18 protein-coding genes are annotated in these 15,911 nt (G+C 71.5%); 11 read left to right on the top strand and 7 right to left on the bottom strand.

Features of this window, described 5'->3' with window-relative positions:
* The first annotated feature begins 81 nt into the window (after nt 1-81).
* The 5 genes from MFF40_RS20055 to MFF40_RS20035 are packed head-to-tail and all read left to right on the top strand — an operon-like array spanning nt 82 to nt 5,061.
* Nucleotides 82-1,386, top strand: a complete 1,305-nt coding sequence (locus MFF40_RS20055; protein ID WP_238261941.1) for a BCD family MFS transporter — start codon at nt 82-84, stop codon at nt 1,384-1,386.
* A 4-nt stretch (nt 1,387-1,390) separates the two neighbouring features.
* Entirely contained in the window at nt 1,391-2,605 is a 1,215-nt protein-coding gene (locus MFF40_RS20050) for a geranylgeranyl diphosphate reductase (RefSeq protein ID WP_238261935.1), read from the top strand.
* Complete coding sequence (locus MFF40_RS20045) at nt 2,602-3,105, top strand: TspO/MBR family protein (protein ID WP_147899033.1); 504 nt, start codon at nt 2,602-2,604, stop codon at nt 3,103-3,105. Before MFF40_RS20050 ends, MFF40_RS20045 begins: the two co-directional genes overlap by 4 nt.
* On the top strand, nt 3,105-3,452 hold the full coding sequence (locus MFF40_RS20040; RefSeq protein ID WP_238261933.1) for a hypothetical protein: 348 nt from the start codon (nt 3,105-3,107) through the stop codon (nt 3,450-3,452). Before MFF40_RS20045 ends, MFF40_RS20040 begins: the two co-directional genes overlap by 1 nt.
* Nucleotides 3,453-3,474: 22 nt before the next feature.
* Nucleotides 3,475-5,061, top strand: a complete 1,587-nt coding sequence (locus MFF40_RS20035; protein WP_238261931.1) for a cytochrome c — start codon at nt 3,475-3,477, stop codon at nt 5,059-5,061.
* Between the two features lie 374 nt (nt 5,062-5,435).
* Here the strand turns inward: MFF40_RS20035 and MFF40_RS20030 are convergent, their stop codons facing one another.
* Both MFF40_RS20030 and MFF40_RS20025 read right to left on the bottom strand, forming a co-directional pair.
* Complete coding sequence (locus MFF40_RS20030; RefSeq protein ID WP_147855837.1) at nt 5,436-5,720, bottom strand: HigA family addiction module antitoxin; 285 nt, start codon at nt 5,718-5,720, stop codon at nt 5,436-5,438.
* Nucleotides 5,721-5,724: 4 nt separating this feature from the next.
* Nucleotides 5,725-6,012, bottom strand: a complete 288-nt coding sequence (locus MFF40_RS20025) for a type II toxin-antitoxin system RelE/ParE family toxin (protein WP_147855838.1) — start codon at nt 6,010-6,012, stop codon at nt 5,725-5,727.
* A gap of 173 nt (nt 6,013-6,185) precedes the next feature.
* Here MFF40_RS20025 and MFF40_RS20020 point away from each other — a divergent pair, with 173 nt between their 5' ends.
* Nucleotides 6,186-6,359 (top strand): YqaE/Pmp3 family membrane protein, encoded by a 174-nt coding sequence (locus MFF40_RS20020; RefSeq protein ID WP_147855839.1) that lies wholly within the window; start codon nt 6,186-6,188, stop codon nt 6,357-6,359.
* Nucleotides 6,360-6,402: 43 nt separating this feature from the next.
* Here the strand turns inward: MFF40_RS20020 and MFF40_RS20015 are convergent, their stop codons facing one another.
* Both MFF40_RS20015 and MFF40_RS20010 read right to left on the bottom strand, forming a co-directional pair.
* Complete coding sequence (locus MFF40_RS20015; protein ID WP_147855840.1) at nt 6,403-7,860, bottom strand: L,D-transpeptidase family protein; 1,458 nt, start codon at nt 7,858-7,860, stop codon at nt 6,403-6,405.
* A 423-nt stretch (nt 7,861-8,283) separates the two neighbouring features.
* Nucleotides 8,284-9,459: an MFS transporter gene (locus tag MFF40_RS20010; protein ID WP_238261928.1), complete on the bottom strand. Its 1,176-nt coding sequence runs from the start codon at nt 9,457-9,459 to the stop codon at nt 8,284-8,286.
* 226 nt (nt 9,460-9,685) lie between these two features.
* Between MFF40_RS20010 and MFF40_RS20005 the strand changes: the two genes are divergently transcribed.
* The 3 genes from MFF40_RS20005 (at nt 9,686) to MFF40_RS19995 (ending at nt 11,386) form a co-directional block, all read left to right on the top strand.
* Nucleotides 9,686-9,967, top strand: a complete 282-nt coding sequence (locus MFF40_RS20005) for a type II toxin-antitoxin system RelE/ParE family toxin (RefSeq protein ID WP_147857715.1) — start codon at nt 9,686-9,688, stop codon at nt 9,965-9,967.
* A gap of 26 nt (nt 9,968-9,993) precedes the next feature.
* Entirely contained in the window at nt 9,994-10,380 is a 387-nt protein-coding gene (locus MFF40_RS28925; RefSeq protein WP_308447713.1) for a HigA family addiction module antitoxin, read from the top strand.
* A 103-nt stretch (nt 10,381-10,483) separates the two neighbouring features.
* Nucleotides 10,484-11,386, top strand: coding sequence for a LysR family transcriptional regulator (locus MFF40_RS19995; protein ID WP_147899434.1), 903 nt, complete (start codon nt 10,484-10,486; stop codon nt 11,384-11,386).
* Nucleotides 11,387-11,405: 19 nt separating this feature from the next.
* Here MFF40_RS19995 and MFF40_RS19990 read toward each other — a convergent pair whose 3' ends face one another.
* The 3 genes from MFF40_RS19990 to msrA form a co-directional block, all read right to left on the bottom strand.
* A complete protein-coding gene (locus MFF40_RS19990) occupies nt 11,406-12,137 on the bottom strand; it encodes a DUF1796 family putative cysteine peptidase (RefSeq protein WP_238261926.1) in 732 nt (243 codons plus the stop codon).
* Nucleotides 12,134-13,096: an acetyl-CoA carboxylase carboxyltransferase subunit alpha gene (locus MFF40_RS19985; RefSeq protein ID WP_147899431.1), complete on the bottom strand. Its 963-nt coding sequence runs from the start codon at nt 13,094-13,096 to the stop codon at nt 12,134-12,136. The genes MFF40_RS19990 and MFF40_RS19985 overlap by 4 nt, the downstream gene beginning before the upstream one ends.
* A 267-nt stretch (nt 13,097-13,363) precedes the next feature.
* A complete protein-coding gene (msrA, locus tag MFF40_RS19980; protein WP_238261924.1) occupies nt 13,364-14,080 on the bottom strand; it encodes a peptide-methionine (S)-S-oxide reductase MsrA in 717 nt (238 codons plus the stop codon).
* 112 nt (nt 14,081-14,192) lie between these two features.
* On the opposite strand from msrA, the gene MFF40_RS19975 reads away from it, so the two are divergent.
* Nucleotides 14,193-14,534 carry a helix-turn-helix domain-containing protein gene (locus tag MFF40_RS19975; protein WP_147899429.1) on the top strand — a complete coding sequence of 114 codons (342 nt, stop codon included), beginning with the start codon at nt 14,193-14,195 and terminating at the stop codon, nt 14,532-14,534.
* Nucleotides 14,535-14,647: 113 nt separating this feature from the next.
* Nucleotides 14,648-15,889 (top strand): tryptophan synthase subunit beta, encoded by a 1,242-nt coding sequence (gene trpB / locus MFF40_RS19970; RefSeq protein WP_147856761.1) that lies wholly within the window; start codon nt 14,648-14,650, stop codon nt 15,887-15,889.
* Nucleotides 15,890-15,911: the final 22 nt, after the last annotated feature.

Here is a 15,911-nt window from a genome sequence, read left to right as displayed (position 1 = left end):
TGCCCCTCTCCCGACCCCCTTCGGGGGCCACCCTCCCCCGCAGAGGGGGGAGGGAAAAGCGGCGCGGCGCCCGAAGACGGCCTGGGCTGGCCCCAGATCGTCCGCCTCGGCCTGGTCCAGACCGCCCTGGGCAGCGTCGTCGTGCTGATGACCGCGACGCTGAACCGGGTGATGGTGGTGGAGCTGGCGCTCCCCGCCCTGGTGCCGGGGTTCCTGGTCACCCTGCATTACGGCGCACAGGTCCTGCGCCCGCGCTGGGGCTACGGCTCCGACCGGAGCGGGACCCGGACCCCCTGGATCGTCGGCGGCATGGCCGCGCTCTGCCTCGGCGGGTTCGGGGCGGCCTGCGGCACGGCGCTCGCCGCCACCGACCTCGTGCTCGGCCTCGCCCTGGCCGCCCTGTCGTTCCTGTGCGTCGGGATCGGGGCCGGGGCGGCCGGGACGTCCCTGCTGGTGCTGCTGTCGGGGGGCGTGGCGCCGGCCCGGCGCGGGGCGGCGGCCACCATCGTGTGGGTGATGATGATACTGGGCTTCGCCCTGACGGCGCCGCTCGCCGGGCACTTTTTGGATCCGTTCTCCGGCCTCAGGCTGGTCGCCGTGTCGGGCACGGTTTCGGCGATCGCGTTCTGCGTCGCCGTGCTGGCGCTGGCCGGAGTCGAGCGGCGCCTGCCCGCCCGGGCGCCCGAGCCCGAAGTGGCCAAAAAACCGTTCTTCACGGTGCTGGCCCATGTGCTCGCCGATCCGCTGGCGCGGACCTTCACGATCTTCGTGTTCGTCTCGATGCTGGCCTACAGCGCCCAGGAACTGATCCTGGAGCCCTATGCCGGGCTGGTCTTCGCCATGAGCCCGGGAGCCACCACCAAGCTCGCCGGGCTCCAGCACGGCGGCGTGCTCGCCGGGATGCTGCTGGTGGCGGGCGTGACGCTGGCGGCGCGCGGCACCGCGCTGGCCTCCCTGCGGCTCTGGATCGCGCTGGGCTGCGCCGGCTCGGCCGCCGCCCTGTTCGCGCTCGCCGCCGGCGGCGACGTCCTGCCCCTGCGCCTGGTGGTGTTCGCGCTGGGGGTCGCCAACGGCGCCTACGCGGTCGCCGCGATCGGCTCGATGATGGCGCTGGCCGGCCGCGGCGACGCAAGGGAGCGCGGCACCCGCATGGGCGTCTGGGGCGCGGCCCAGGGCGTCGCCTTCGGGGCCGGCGGTTTCCTGGGGGCCGCCGCCGTGGATCTGGTGCGGCTCTTCACGGCCGAGCCGGTCCAGGCCTACGCCGCCGTCTTCGCCGCCGAGGGGGTGCTGTTCCTCGTCGCGGTGGTGCTGGCCCTGCGGCTCGAGCCCGTCCGGGCTCCCGCTCGGGGCGCGATCCCGCTCAATCCCATCCTCGGCGCGAGGTGACGCGATGGCTCGGTTGAATGATGACGCCCCCTACGACGTCGTCGTGGTCGGCGGGGGCCCCGCGGGGGCGACGGCGGCCACCGAGCTGGCCCGGGCCGGGCACGCGGTGCTGCTGCTCGACAAGCCCGGGCGGATCAAGCCCTGCGGCGGCGCGATCCCGCCCCGGCTGATCCGCGACTTCGCGATCCCCGATTCGCTGCTGGTGGCCAAGATCCGCTCCGCCCGGATGGTGGCGCCGAGCGGCAAGGCCGTGGACATGCCGGTGGGCGAGGGCTTCGTCGGCATGGTCGACCGCCAGCATTTCGATCCCTGGCTGCGCAGCCGCGCCGAGGAGGCCGGCGCCGACCTGCGCGAGGCGGCCTACGACAAGATGACCCGGCCGGACGACGGCCCGCCGCTGGTGCATTTCACCACCGGCAAGGGCGAGGCCCAGGCCCGCCACGCGGTCCGGGCGCGGCTGGTGATCGGCGCCGACGGGGCCTGCTCGCCGGTGGGCAAGGCCGAGGTGCCCGGCCACGACAAGATGAAGCAGGTCTTCGCCTATCACGAGATCGTCCGGGTGCCGGCCCCCGATGCGCCGGGGGGTGGCGCCGTCGATGCCGCCCGCTGCGACGTCTACTATCAGGGCCGGCACTCGCCGGACTTCTACAGCTGGATCTTTCCGCACGGGGAGACCGCCAGCATTGGCACCGGCAGCGCGAAGAAGGGCTTTTCCCTGCGCTCCTCGATCCGGGCCCTGCGCGTCGCCACCGGCCTCGACGGCGCCGAGACGATCCGCCGGGAGGGCGCGCCGCTGCCGCTGAAGCCGCTCAAGCGCTGGGACAACGGCCGCGACGTGCTGCTGGCGGGCGATGCCGCCGGGGTCGTCGCCCCGGCCTCCGGCGAGGGCATCTACTACGCGATGCTGGGCGGCCAGCTCTCGGCCGAGGCGGCGAAAGCCTTCCTAGCCACCGGCGACGTCCGGGCGCTCGCGGGCGCGCGCAAACAGTTCATGAAGCTGCACGGCCGCGTGTTCTGGATCCTCGGGATGATGCAGTGGGTCTGGTACCGCAGCGACGGCCTGCGCGAGCGGTTCGTGTCGATCTGCCGGGACAAGGACGTCCAGCAGCTCACCTGGGACAGCTACATGAACAAGGAGCTGGTCCGGGCCAAGCCCGCCGCCCACGCGCGGATCTTCTTCAAGGACCTCGCCCACCTGTTCCGCTGGGTCTCCCCGTGACTTTTCTGGGGCTCGATCCGAGCTGGGGCCCGCCCGTGGTGGCGGCCGTGGTGGCGATCCTGGTCGCGGTCGCCGGCGGGGTCGCAACCAAGACGGATGGCTGGTACCGGCACCTGCGGTTCCCGTCCTGGAAGCCGCCGGACTGGGCGTTCGGGCCGGTCTGGACCACCATCTTCCTGCTCACCACCATCGCCGCCGTGATGGTCTGGAACCGCGATCCCGATCCCACCGCCCGGCTGCTGCTGGTCGCCGCCTACGCGGTGAACGGCGTGCTCAACATCGCCTGGAGCGTGCTGTTCTTCCGGTTCCGCCGGCCCGACTGGGCGCTGGCCGAGGTCGCGGCCCTGTGGCTGTCGATCGCCGTGCTGGTGCTGGTCACCGGCCGGGTCTCGATCGCGGCCGGGCTGATGAACCTGCCCTATCTCGCCTGGGTCAGCGTCGCCGCCTGCCTGAACCTGCGGATCGTGCGGCTCAACGCGCCGTTCCGGGGGCTGGCCTGATGGAGGCGCTGTTCGCCTCGGGGCGGATCGTCGATATCATCCTGGGGCTGGTCGCCGCCGAGGCGCTGCTGCTCGCCTGGTTCGCGCGGCGCCGCGGGATGGCCCCGGGGCCGCTGCTCGCCAACCTCGGCTCCGGTGCGGCGCTGATGCTGGCGCTCCGGGCTGCGCTTACCGGATCCGGCTGGCCGACGGTCGCCGGCTGGATGCTGGCGGGCCTCCTGGCCCACCTCGCCGATCTCGGTTTCCGGTTCCGGCGGGGCGGCACGGCGCATCGCCGCACCCGGCCGCAGCCAGGAACAACGCCGCAGAGCGCCGCGTTCACGCGCAGCACCCTGGAAAACCTATAAAGACGGCTCGGGAGAGGTCGCCATGCAGCGCAGGAACGCCCTCTCGCCGGCCCGTGGCGCGGCCCCCATCCTTGCGGGCCTGCTGCTCGCCGCGCCGGCCCTGGCGCAGGACGGGTCCGACCCGGTCGAGCGGGGCAAGTACCTCGTCACCATGGGCGACTGCGCCGCCTGCCACACCGCCCCGGGCGGCAAGTTCCTGGCCGGCAACTACGCGCTCAACATGCCGTTCGGGGTGATCATGACCCCCAACCTGACCCCCGACAAGGAGACCGGGCTCGGCGACTACTCCTACGCCGACTTCGAGAAGTCGTTCCGCCAGGGCTACAGCAAGCATGTCGGCTACCTGTATCCGGCCTTCCCGTTCGGCTGGTACACCAAGGTCACCGACGCGGACACGCAGGCCATCTGGGCCTACCTGCAATCGCTCCCGCCGGTGAGCGAGAAGCGTAAAGAGAACCAGATCCCGTTCCCGTTCAACGTCCGCACCGCGCTGGTGACGTGGCGGACCGCGTTCTTCACGGAGGAGCGGTTCAAGCCCGACCCGAGCGCCAGCGCCGAGGTGAACCGCGGCGCCTACCTGGTGGAGGGGCTCGGCCACTGCGCCATGTGCCACAACGAGAACAAGCTCGTGGGCAATTCGAGCTTCGCCGGCCGCTTCGGCGGCGGCGTCATCGACGGCTGGTACGCCCCCAACATCACCCCGGACGGCCACCAGGGCATCGGCGCCTGGACCGACGAGCAGGTGGTGACCTACCTCAAGACCGGCACCGCCCCGGGCGACCGCCCCGGCGTCGCCGCCGGCCCGATGCGCCAGACCATCATGGAATCTCTCTCCAAGGTGAAGGAGGAGGACCTGAAGGCGATGGTCGCCTACCTGCGCACGGTCCCGGCCAAGCAGACCTACAAGCCCAAGGACCTCACCGCCTTCGACACCGCCGACGCCCCCGGCGCCTCCACCTACCTGACCTACTGCTCCTCCTGCCACCAGCCCAACGGCAAGGGCATCGAGGGCGCGGTGCCGGCGCTGGCCGGCAACACCTCCGTCCAGTCCGAAGGCCCCGAGACGGTGCTGCGGGTGATCTACGGCGGTCTTGCCGCCCAGAGCGGGCTCGCCCCGATGGTGGCGATCGGCCAGCAGATGACCGACGTCGAGGTCCGGAACGTCACCGACTACATCCGCAACTCCTGGGGCAACAAGGCGCCGCCGGTGACCGGCGACAAGGCCTCCGAGGCCCGGGCCGCCACCAAGACCATGCTGGCCGGCACCGCCCCCTGCGCCGAGATCGAGCAGGACACGCTGAAGGCCGCCTTCGACAAGGTCGGCGTCGCGGCGACGCTCACCGGCCTCAAGCAGCAGGACTTCGTGCCGACGCTGGTCCGGGTGGTGCCGCAGATCAAGGCGGCCGACACCGGCGCCTCCGACGACGACGTGGTCAACGCCCTCACCACGGCCTTCTGCAAGGTCGGCCGCGACGATCCGCAATACGCCAGCCCGAGTTGGCCCGCGGTGATCGGCACCTTCGCCAACGTCGCCTACAGCCAGGTGAAGAACCCGGAGAAGCAGGCGGCGGCCGTCCCCGGCGCGACCACGCCGCCGGCGAAGAACTGAGGTTTTTTGGGGGGGCGGGACGTGCCCTCCCCGTCCGTGCAGCGACGGGCCTCAGGGGTTCGGATTTTCGGTTCCCCCGGCAGGAAAAGCCTGATCTCGTTCTTCGGGCGAAGGCTCGACGCATACCGTCACGCACCCTCATCCCGGGGCCGCGCAGCGGAGCCCGGGATCCAGACCCGCTGATGTGCCAAGCCTTGCAGGGGCAGCGTTTCTGGTTTCCGGGCTCCGCTGCGCGGCCCCGGAATGACGGCACGGGTGGCGGAAGTCCGTTGTGGCTCATGTCCCTGACGGGTCGGAGGGCGAACGCCGCCGCCTCGGCCACCTTCAGCCGGTGGTTCCCGTCCGTCCCATCGCGCCAAGCGTGAAAGAGGCGCTCAGGCCGGTTCGTAGGGCCGCACCTTCGAAAGGTCGGTCTCGGCCTCCGCGTGCGAGAGGTCGTGCGCGGTCTGAAGGTTGAGCCAGAACTGGGGTGTCGTCCCGAACCGGATGCTCAGGCGCAGCGCGGTATCGGCGGTCACGCCGCGGCGTTCGCGGACGATCTCGCTGAGCCTGTTGGGCGGGACATCGAGTTCGGCGGCGAGGCGATTGGCGCTCAGTCCGTGCGGCGCCATGAACTCCTCGCGGAGAACCTCACCGGGATGCGTGCGCAGGCGGGGCATGGGGTTATCCTCTATGGTAATCCACGATCTCGACGGTCTCGGGTCCGGCGTCGCCCCATGTGAAGCAGATGCGCCACTGGTCGTTGATGCGGATGCTCCATTGTCCGTCGCGGTTACCGCTCAGCTTCTCGAGCTGGTTGCCGGGCGGGGAACGCAGGTCGCCCAACGCGGCGGCCGCGTCGATCATGTCCAGCTTGCGGACGGCGACGGCCTTGAAGGCGCGCCACTGCCGGTGACAGACGTCGCGGAGGTGGAGCGCCTCCGTATCCTTGTCCGCGAAACTCTGAATCATCGCCGCGCGCTACGTTGTACGTAAAACGTATCAGAGCCGGCGGAGTCGCGCAACGGTTCCGGTTCGACCGCTCGCGATGACGAAGGGCGGCCTGAGCCGCACGGTGGTACCCGCAACGGGAACGGACACGGCCGCGCGTCGTTTGTGCCGCGACCTCACAACTCGGAGTTCCCGTGTCCAGCCTCGTCCGAATCCTGCTCGCGATCTTCATCCCGCCGGTGGCGGTGCTCGTCACCACGGGCTTCGGCCTGCAGTTCCTGCTGAACATCCTGCTGTGGCTGATCTTCTGGCTGCCCGGCACGGTCCACGCCCTGTGGCTGATGAACCGCGACCGGCCGCTGCTCTGATCGCTACGGCGGGGCCGTGACCGCTACGGCTTGGCCGTAGCCGCTACGGCTTGGCCTTGGCCTCCGGCTCGCCCTTGCGCAGGACGAGCTTCGGATCGGCCTTCGGCTCCACCTTCGCGGTCTTCACCGCGTGCGGCTTGGCCGCCGCCTTGGGGGCGAGCGGCTCGGCCGCGTGCGCGAGCTTGACCGGCTCGGGCACGACCGTCGCGTCCACCGCCGGGGTGGCGGGGGTCGGCTTCTCCTTGTCGAACAGCGAGCCCATCAGCTTCTGGTAGCTGCTCGGATCGCCATCCGCGTCGGCCACGGCGATCCGGGCGGGCTTCTGGCCGACCGACGCGGTGGTCTCGACTCGGAGATCCGGATCGGTGCGGTTGGCCATCAGCGTGGTGGCGGCGGGCTTCTGTCCCCGTCCGGCCTTCGCAGTCGCCTTCGCCGGCACGGCCGCGGCCATCATCGTCGGCTGCACCTTCGGGTCGATCTCGATCTCCTGCGGCCCGGCCGCCAGGGTCTCGGGGCGGCTGACGTCGCCGAGATTGTGCCGGCCGAACTCCTTGGCGTCGTAGGGCAGCACCGTCTCGGTGCCGCCGAGGCTCGCGAAGGCGCTGGTGTTGGCCGGCGGCCGGAACACCGGGTTCTGGCCGCCGTCCTGGTAGACCACGCGCACGGCCGGCGTGCCCTTGGCGACCAGCTCGGCCACCTCGCGCTCGTCGTGCTCGCGCTTCTCGGCCACGACGGGGTCGACCCGCGGCTTGCACGCGCCGGCCGCCGCGTCCGAGCCGCCGAACACGTATTTGGTCCCGCACTGGCCGACCTTCGGCTCCTCGCGCAGGGCCTCGAAGTAATCCGAGCCCTCCTTGAGGTTCTGCCAGAACGGCATGTTCGGGTCGTTGCGGAACTTGGCCATGTTCTGGGCCGTCATCCGGAACGGGTAGGACTGGAACTGGAAGCTGCGCTGGCCGCCGATGAACGCCTCCCGGGCCACCGCGTAGATCTCCGCGATGGTCGCGTCGGTCATGGCGAAGCAGCCCGCCGACGAGCAGGTGCCGTGGACCATCAGGTACTTGCCGGTGCGCCCGTTGGCCCGGTCGACGGCATTCGGGAAGCCGGTGTCGAACGAGAGGTAGTACGACGAGTTCGGGTTCATCAGGCCCGGGGTGATCGTGTAGAACCCCTCCGGGGCCTGCCGGTCGCCCTCGCGGACCTTCGGCCCGAGCTGGCCGGACCAGCGGCAGATCGGGTAGGTCTTCAGCAGCGCGTAGCGGCCGTCGCCGCCGCGCTTCCACACCTCCATCTCCGCTTCCTTCTTGTAGGCGCGGATCAGGATCGGGTCGGATTGCTGCATGCCCTTGGTCTGCATCAGGGCGAGCGTCTGGGGGGCGATCGGCGCGATGCTGCGCGCGCTCGGGCCGTTGATCCCGGAGCCGTCCTGGCAGCCGGCCAGCGCGAGGGCCAGCAGGGACGCCGCCGCCAGCAGTCGCGCAGTCGCGAGACGCGCCGTCATGGGGAACCTCGTCGTCTTCAGTCTGCGCCCGGCGGCCTTTTGATAGCCGACATCGGGCGCCACTCCCCAACCCAATAGGCTCGTTAAGCTTGCACCTTCGTTACCGCAAGGACCGGGGTGCAACACTGCACGGCTGTGAGCGGTGGATACGATAGCTGTGCACACGTCTTCGCGGGATGGGGATGAGGGCTGCGACGAACATGCGCGCGCCCCTCCCCCCTCTGCGGGGGAGGGTGGGCCGGCCGTCAGGCCGGGTCGGGAGAGGGGCAGCGCGACGGTTCAGGATCTCGCGCCCGTCGCGCCCTTTCCGGAAACGGCGCTCCCCTCTCCCGACCCCCTTCGGGGGCCACCCTCCCCCGCAAAGGGGGGAGGGAAAGCGCGGTGGTTCAAGCTCTTGCAGCCAAGGCCGACTGACCGAATCCTTTATCCGCAGCGCGCCGCCGCGGCGGCCCGCACCCGTCCGTCCCGGCGCAGCCACAGCAGGAAGGCGAGGCCCAGCGCCGCCATGGCGGCGCCGGCGAGCGGCACGGCCCCGTAGCCGAGCCCGGCATCGATCACGCCGCCGCCGACCGCCGCCCCGATGGCGTTGCCGAGGTTGAACGCACCGATATTCATCGCCGCCGCGAGGTTGGGCGCGGCGCCGGCCTCATCCATGACCCGCATCTGCAGCGGGGGCACGATGGCGAAGCTCGCGATCCCCCACACGACGATCAGCAGCGCCGCCGATGCTTCTCCCCGCATGCCCCAGGCGAACAGCGCGAGGACGACGATCTGGGCGGCCAGGGATCCGAGGATGGTCCCGTCCACCGAGCGATCGGCGAGGCGACCGCCCAGCCAGTTGCCGGCCGTGAGGCCGATCCCGAACAGCACCAGCATCGCGGTGACGAACAGGCTCGTTGCGCCGGTCTCGATCCGCAGGATCGGCACGATGTAAGTGAACAGCGTGAACATCGCGCTGAACCCCACCATGGTGAGCGCCAGCGCGGCGAGCACCGGGCCGCGGCCGAGGGCACGCAACTCGGCCCGCAGGTCATCCCGGCTCTCGACCCGCAGCTCCGGCAGCGCCAGGCGCAGCGCCAGCATGGCGACCGCGCCGATCATGGCGATGCCCCAGAACGCCGCCCGCCAGCCGAGCACCTTGCCGACCCAGGCGGCGAGCGGCACGCCGCCGATCGTCGCGACGGTCAGCCCCGAGAACATCGACGCCACCGCGGCGGCCCGGCGCTCCGGCGGCACCAGCCCGGCGGCCACCACCGAGCCGATCCCGAAGAACGCGCCGTGGTTCAGCGCGGTGACCAGCCGGGCGACCACCAGCATGGCATAGCTGTCGGCGATGGCCGCGAGCAGGTTGCCGAGCGTGAAGATCGCCATCAGCCCGACCAGCAGCCGGCGCCGGGGCACCCGGGCCGCGGCCAGCGTCATCAGCGGCGCCCCGACCTGGACGCCGAGCGCGTAGGCGCTGACCACCAGGCCGGCGGCGGGAATCGAGACGCCGAGATCCCCGGCCATGAGCGGCAGCATGCCCATCGGGGTGAACTCCATGACGCCGATGCCGAAGGCGCCGACCGCCAGGGCCAGCAGGGGAGGATTGATCGCCATGAGGAGGCTCCGGTTGTTCCGGAGACGCACGTGGCGGATTCGGCGTGAGGGGAGTAGCCCAGTGGCGGGACCGAGATCTGTGCGTTTCAGTCATAAATCCCAGTGGGAGGGACGATCAGCGGGTCCGTCACCCGCTTGCGCGGCCGGGCATGCGACCGACCCACAGGATTGCGGATTGTTGCACTCAGTGGTACAGATACCAGTCATCGCGGTCCGGGCCGGTGCGATGATTCTGGGCTTTCACGATGCGCTCACACAGGCTGTTTTCGCCGGGCGTTGCCCCAAAGGTTTTCCGGCCGACCTATTCAAAGCGACACGCCGCAAGCTCATCGCATTGAATGCCGCAACGTCGCTCGACGACCTCAACGATCGACCGGGGACCAGGCTTCATCCGTTGAGCAGGGATCGCGTGGGTCAGCACGCTATCGCGGTCAACGACCAATTCCGCATCTGTTTCATCTGGACCGCCTCCGGTCCCGACCGGGTCGAGTTCACCGACTATCACTGAGGCATTCGGCCTTGCCCGAGGGTGTCATGACGACCACCGACGACAAGATTCATCCCATGGCACACAGCGCCGAAACCATCGCCGATCTGCGCCGGATCTTCGACCGGGCGGAGGCGTTCGATGCGCATCCGCCGGTCCACCCCGGCGAGATCCTGCGCGAGGAATTCATGGCCCCCTTCGGCCTCTCGGCCGGCGCCGTCGCGCGCGCACTGGGGCTGCCGCGCTCGCGGATCGAGCGGATCGTGAAGGAGGAGATCGGCATCAGCACCGATACGGCGCTCCGGCTGGCCCGGCTGTTCCGGACCTCGCACCAGTTCTGGCTCAATCTGCACATGCAGTTCGAGAGCGAGACGCTGCTCTCGGCCATCGGCGACGAGCTCGCCCGCATCACGCCCGTCCCGGACGCCGCCTGAGTGCCTCGCCGGAGGTCGTCCGGTCCGCGCCTGCACATGGCCGAATCGCCGGCCGATCGTTAGGCCGGCGCGGCGGATCGGGATCCGTGCAGGGGTGTCACGCATGCAGCGCGACGGGGTCGACCGCGCCGGGGACATGGCCGTGTTCGTGGCGGTGGCGGAGGCCGGCAGCCTGTCGGCGGCGGCGCGCCGGCTCGGGCTGACCCCTTCGGCCGTGAGCCGGGTCGTCGCCCGGATCGAGGCGCGGCTCGGCGTGCAACTCCTGGTCCGGACCACCCGAACCCTGCGCCTGACCCAGGAGGGCGAGACCTACGGGCGCGCGGCACGGCGCATCCTGGCCGACCTCGACGAGACCGAGACGGCCTTGTCCGACCGGGGCTCTCCGCGCGGACGGGTCCGGGTCAGCGCCGCCACCGCCCACGGCCGCCTGGTGATCGTGCCGCTGCTCGGGGCCTTCGTGGCGGAGCATCCCGGCATCGTGGTCGAGATCGACCTGAGCGACGAGATCGCCGACGTGCTCGGCGGCCGGGCCGATATCGGCATCCGGTTCGGGCCCCTGGCCGACAGCCCGCTCACCGCCCGGCGGCTCGGCGAGACCGGCCGGACCGTGGTGGCCGCCCCCGCCTACCTCGCCCGGGCCGGGACGCCGCGCCGGCCCGCCGACCTCGCCGGCCACAACTGCCTGGATTTCACCTTCCGCCGCAGCGAGCCCGGCTGGCCGTTCCGCGAGGACGGACGCGATTTCGTCCTGCCGGTGCACGGCACCATCGCGGCCAACAACGGCGAGACCCTGGTGCAGCTGGCGCTCGGCGGCGTCGGCATCACCCGGGTCGGGACCTTCCACATCGCCGACGACCTCGCGGCCGGCCGGCTGGTGCCCTTGCTGGAGCCGTTCAATCCGCAGGACCGCGAGGCGATCCACGCGGTGTTCGTGGGCGGCGTGGGCCTGCCGGCCCGGGTGCGGGTGCTGGTGGATTTTCTGGCGGCGCGGATGCGCGGGGGGTGAGCCGGAGCAATGAGACAGCTCACCCGAACACCTCCGGCGGCCGGGCCGCCTCGGTGCGGATGATCTCCACGAGCTCGGCGTCCTCGGCCGGGTCGGCCAGCCGCAGGCCGACCGGGGTCGAGCGGGTCTGGACCGTCAGCCAGCGCAAGGTCGGGCGCAGGTCGGCCGCCTCCACCACCGCGACGCCCGGATGGTCCGGCCGGAGCTGCAGGAAGGTCAGGTGGTTGCGGCTCGCCCGGCGCGCGAGAAGGTCGTCGATCGCCTCCACCGTCTCCCGGGGCGTGTGGAGGTGGGTCATCATCCACAGCCGGTTCTGGGTGCCGGGGGTGTCGAGGGCGACGCGCAGGCGGCGCACGCCCTCGGCCAGGAAGGCGTAATCGGCCGCGTTCGCCGCCGGGTCGTGGTGGTTGAACACGCATTCGAGCCCGTGCCGCTCCCGGTAGAGCCGGTGCCGGCCGCGCCAGATGTCGGGGCCGCGGCGCTCCGCCTCCGGGATGCTCTCGAGCTGGTCCCGGTCGGTGAGCGCGGCAAAGTCGTCGTCCAGGCAATCCCGGATCATGCCGGGCATGGAGAAGATCCAGTCCAGCGGGCCGGACCAGTGGCGCAGGTCCAGGGTCTTGAGCACGTGCGCCATCTGGCAATTGCAGCCGAGCGAGACGTGGTTGTGCCCGCCCGGCTCGCGCGCGTCGCGCCGCCCCAGGAGCCGCCCGAGGGCGCCCAGCAGGCCGCCCGTCGCGCCTGGGCTGCTCACAGCGTCCGGCCGATGGCGAGGAACTTTTCCGCCCGGCGGTCGCGGATCTCCACGGGGCTCAGGCCGTCGAACTGGGCGAGCGCGTCCGCGACGGCGTCGCCAGCGCCGCGGATCGCCGCCTCGCGGTCGCGGTGGGCGCCGCCGGTGGCCTCCGGGATGATGCCGTCGATGACGCCGAGGCGCAGCAGGTCCTGCGCGGTGATCTTCATGGCGGTGGCGGCCTCGTGGGCGCGGCCCTGGTCGCGCCACAGGATCGAGGCGGCGCCCTCGGGGGAGATCACCCCGTAGATCGCGTGCTCCAGCATCAGCACCCGGTTGGCGGTGGCGAGCGCGATGGCGCCGCCCGAGCCGCCCTCCCCGATCACCACGGCGACGTTGGGCACGCCGAGCGCCAGGCACGCCTCGGTGGAGCGGGCGATGGCCTCGGCCTGGCCCCGCTCCTCGGCCTCGATGCCCGGATAGGCGCCGGCGGTGTCGACGAAGGCGATCACCGGCAGGCCGAACCGGTCGGCGGTCTCCATCAGGCGCACCGCCTTGCGGTAGCCCTCGGGCCGGGCCATCCCGAAATTGTGGCGCAGCCGCGCCTCCGTGGTGGCGCCCTTCTCCTGGCCGAGCACCAAGACCGGGCGCCCGCGGAACCGGCCGAAGCCGCCCAGGATCGCCTCGTCCTCGCCGAAGGTGCGGTCGCCGGCGAGCGGCGTGAACTCGCTGATCAGCCCGGCGCAGTAATCCACGAAATGCGGGCGCTGCGGATGGCGGGCGACCTGGGTCTTCTGCCAGGGCGTGAGGCTCGCGTAGATCTCGGCCAGGGCCTGGCCGGCCTTGGCCTCCAGCCGGCCGACCTCTTCGGAGATCGAGACCGCGCCGTCGCGCTCGCCGACCGCGCGCAATTCCTCGAGCTTGGCCTCCAGCTCGGCAACCGGCTTCTCGAAGTCGAGGTAGGTGCGCGTCACCGCCATCGTGTCACAGGTCTTCCCGGGTTCGCCGCTCCGGAAGCGGCGGGCGCGAGGTGTTGGCGATGGCGGGGGTGGTGTCAACCGGCCCCGGGTTCGAGCTGCCGTGCACGAAGGCCGTGGGGGTGGGATTTTTGGGCGACGCGGTCGTGGTGGCGGGGCCGGCCGGTGCGTCGGGTAGAGGCGCCTGCGGTTACGTTTTCGGGGCCGGACGATGCGGAGGATTGCCGCCCGTGCGGGCCCGCGGTCGTCGCGCCCGCACGGGCGTCGGCCTCACGCCGGCGGCTGGTTCACCAGCGCCGGCTGCGGCGCCGTCCGCTCCGGGAACAGCTGCTTCAGCGCGTCGAGCTTCGGCGCGTCGTTGGCTGCGATGTAGGGGTGGCCGGGGTGCAGGGCCATGAAGTCCTGGTGGTAGGCTTCCGCCGGGTAGAAGGCCGCGCCGGGCTCGATCCGGGTGGCGATGGGCTTGGCGTAGGCGTTCGCCGCGCCGAGCTGGGCGATGTAGGCCCGCGCCACCCGCGCCTGCTCGGCATCCTGCGGGAACAGCGCCGAGCGGTACTGCCGCCCGGCATCGGGCCCCTGCCGGTCCACCTGCGTCGGGTCGAGCGCCACCGAGAAGAAGATCCGCAGGAGCTCGTCGTAGCGGATCACGGCCGGGTCGTAGGTCACCGCCACCGCCTCGGCGTGGTCGGTGCCGCCGCGGCTGACGGCCTTGTAGTCGGCGTCGGCGGCCGCGCCGCCGGCATAGCCCGAGACCGCCCCGCGCACCCCGCGCACGTGCTGGAACACCCCCTGCACGCCCCAGAAGCAGCCGCCCGCGAACACCGCCACCTGGGCGCCGGGCGTTTCGGTCGAGCGGGTCGCGGCCTCCGGCAGGCGGCGCGGCGCCTCCTCGGCGAAGGCCGGAAGCCGGGGCAGGAGCAGCGCCCCGGCCAGCCCGAGCCCGAGGGCCGCCCCGAGGAGCGGGCGAAGCGTACTGCGAAGAGCCATGCTGTCCTCCGGCAAGATGCGCGGCTTGCTGTGCCAGACCTTTCGCTGCCCGGATCGAACGGGTTACGCTGACCGCGATCCGCCGCCGCGCACGGCTGGAGACGAATCGACGATGACCGAACCGAAGACGACCGAACCGAAGACGACCTACCGCAGTGACGCGCTCCGGTCGGCCCACCTGGTGGCCCGGGACCTCCATGCCGCCGGGGCCATCGACAAGGCCACGATGCGCCGGTTCGACGTGTCGTGCCTGACGCCGGTCGAGGACCTCGCGCCGGAGGCGATCCGGGCCATCCGCGAGACCGCGCAAATGAGCCAGGCGATCTTCGCCAGGGCGCTCAACGTGACCACCGCGCTGGTGAGCAAATGGGAGCGGGGCGAGAAGAAGCCCGGCGGGCCGTCGCTGAAGCTGCTCGCCCTGGCTGACCGGAAGGGCATCGACGCCATCCTGTGAGGCGGGCGTGTGGGCGGCAGGCCGCATTGCGGCGGCGCCCGCATGGGTCTAGGCACCCGGCAACAGATCGCTCTCCGCGTCCGGAAGAACCGCCCCGTCGAAGGACCCGCCCCGTGACCATCGCCCCCGAACCGAACTCCTTCCGCACCGGCCCCGACGAGCGCGGCCGCTTCGGCATCTTCGGCGGCCGGTTCGTCGCCGAGACGCTGATGCCGCTGATCCTCGAATTGGAGGCGGCCTACGAGGCGGCGAAGGTCGATCCCGCCTTCGCGGCCGACATGGCGAGCTACGGCACCCACTATATCGGCCGGCCGAGCCCGCTCTACTACGCCGAGCGCCTGACCGAGCACATGCGCGCCACGGCGCCGGCCGGGCACGGCGCCAAGGTCTACTTCAAGCGCGAGGAGCTGAACCATACCGGCTCCCACAAGGTGAACAACGTGCTCGGCCAGATCCTGCTCGCCCGCCGCATGGGCAAGCCGCGGATCATCGCCGAGACCGGCGCCGGCCAGCACGGCGTCGCCACCGCGACCCTCTGCGCCCGGTTCGGGCTGAAATGCGTGGTCTACATGGGCGCGGTCGACGTCGCCCGGCAGGCGCCCAACGTCTTCCGGATGAAGATGCTCGGGGCCGAGGTGATCCCGGTGGAATCCGGCACCAAGACCCTCAAGGACGCGATGAACGAGGCCCTGCGCGACTGGGTCACCAACGTCGCCGACACGTTCTACTGCATCGGCACCGTGGCCGGCCCGCACCCGTACCCCGCCATGGTCCGCGACTTCCAGTCGGTGATCGGCCGCGAGACCCGGGAGCAGATGCTCGCGCAGGAGGGCCGCCTGCCGGATTCGCTGATCGCCTGCATCGGCGGCGGCTCCAACGCCATGGGGCTGTTCCACCCGTTCCTCGACGACCGCGAGGTCGAGATTTTCGGGGTCGAGGCCGCCGGGCACGGGGTCCAGTCCGGGCTGCACGCCGCCTCGCTCACCGGCGGCAAGCCCGGGGTGCTGCACGGCAACCGCACCTACCTGCTGATGGACGCGGACGGGCAGATCTCCGACGCGCACTCGATCTCGGCGGGCCTCGACTATCCGGGCATCGGCCCCGAGCACGCCTGGCTGCACGAGATGGGCCGCGTCCAGTACCTCTCGGCCACCGATTCCGAGACCCTGGAGGCGTTCAAGCTCTGCTCGATGCTGGAGGGGATCATCCCGGCCCTGGAGCCGGCCCACGCCCTGGCCCGGGTGCTGGACATCGCCCCCCAGCGCCCGGCCGAGCACCTGATGGTGCTCAACATGTCCGGCCGGGGCGACAAGGACATCCCGCAGGTCGCGGAGATCTTTGGGACGAAGCTCTGAGCGCGGAGCGGCCCGGATCCCG

Source organism: Methylobacterium mesophilicum (assembly GCF_022179445.1).
GTDB classification, from domain to species: domain Bacteria; phylum Pseudomonadota; class Alphaproteobacteria; order Rhizobiales; family Beijerinckiaceae; genus Methylobacterium; species Methylobacterium mesophilicum.
This window is presented reverse-complemented; position numbering and strand designations above follow the sequence as displayed.

Bases quoted from the DNA above. Each gene is read 5' to 3' on its own strand.
- MFF40_RS28925 (WP_308447713.1), top strand. From the start codon at position 9,994: ATGACGACCACCGACGACAAGATTCATCCCATGGCACACAGCGCCGAA.
- MFF40_RS20035 (WP_238261931.1), top strand. From the start codon at position 3,475: ATGCAGCGCAGGAACGCCCTCTCGCCGGCCCGTGGCGCGGCCCCCATC.
- MFF40_RS20015 (WP_147855840.1), bottom strand. From the start codon at position 7,860: ATGACGGCGCGTCTCGCGACTGCGCGACTGCTGGCGGCGGCGTCCCTG.
- MFF40_RS19995 (WP_147899434.1), top strand. From the start codon at position 10,484: ATGCAGCGCGACGGGGTCGACCGCGCCGGGGACATGGCCGTGTTCGTG.
- msrA (WP_238261924.1), bottom strand. From the start codon at position 14,080: ATGGCTCTTCGCAGTACGCTTCGCCCGCTCCTCGGGGCGGCCCTCGGG.
- MFF40_RS19975 (WP_147899429.1), top strand. From the start codon at position 14,193: ATGACCGAACCGAAGACGACCGAACCGAAGACGACCTACCGCAGTGAC.
- MFF40_RS20005 (WP_147857715.1), top strand. From the start codon at position 9,686: ATGATTCTGGGCTTTCACGATGCGCTCACACAGGCTGTTTTCGCCGGG.
- MFF40_RS20050 (WP_238261935.1), top strand. From the start codon at position 1,391: ATGGCTCGGTTGAATGATGACGCCCCCTACGACGTCGTCGTGGTCGGC.
- MFF40_RS20030 (WP_147855837.1), bottom strand. From the start codon at position 5,720: ATGCCCCGCCTGCGCACGCATCCCGGTGAGGTTCTCCGCGAGGAGTTC.
- MFF40_RS19985 (WP_147899431.1), bottom strand. From the start codon at position 13,096: ATGGCGGTGACGCGCACCTACCTCGACTTCGAGAAGCCGGTTGCCGAG.
- MFF40_RS20010 (WP_238261928.1), bottom strand. From the start codon at position 9,459: ATGGCGATCAATCCTCCCCTGCTGGCCCTGGCGGTCGGCGCCTTCGGC.
- MFF40_RS20040 (WP_238261933.1), top strand. From the start codon at position 3,105: ATGGAGGCGCTGTTCGCCTCGGGGCGGATCGTCGATATCATCCTGGGG.
- MFF40_RS20025 (WP_147855838.1), bottom strand. From the start codon at position 6,012: ATGATTCAGAGTTTCGCGGACAAGGATACGGAGGCGCTCCACCTCCGC.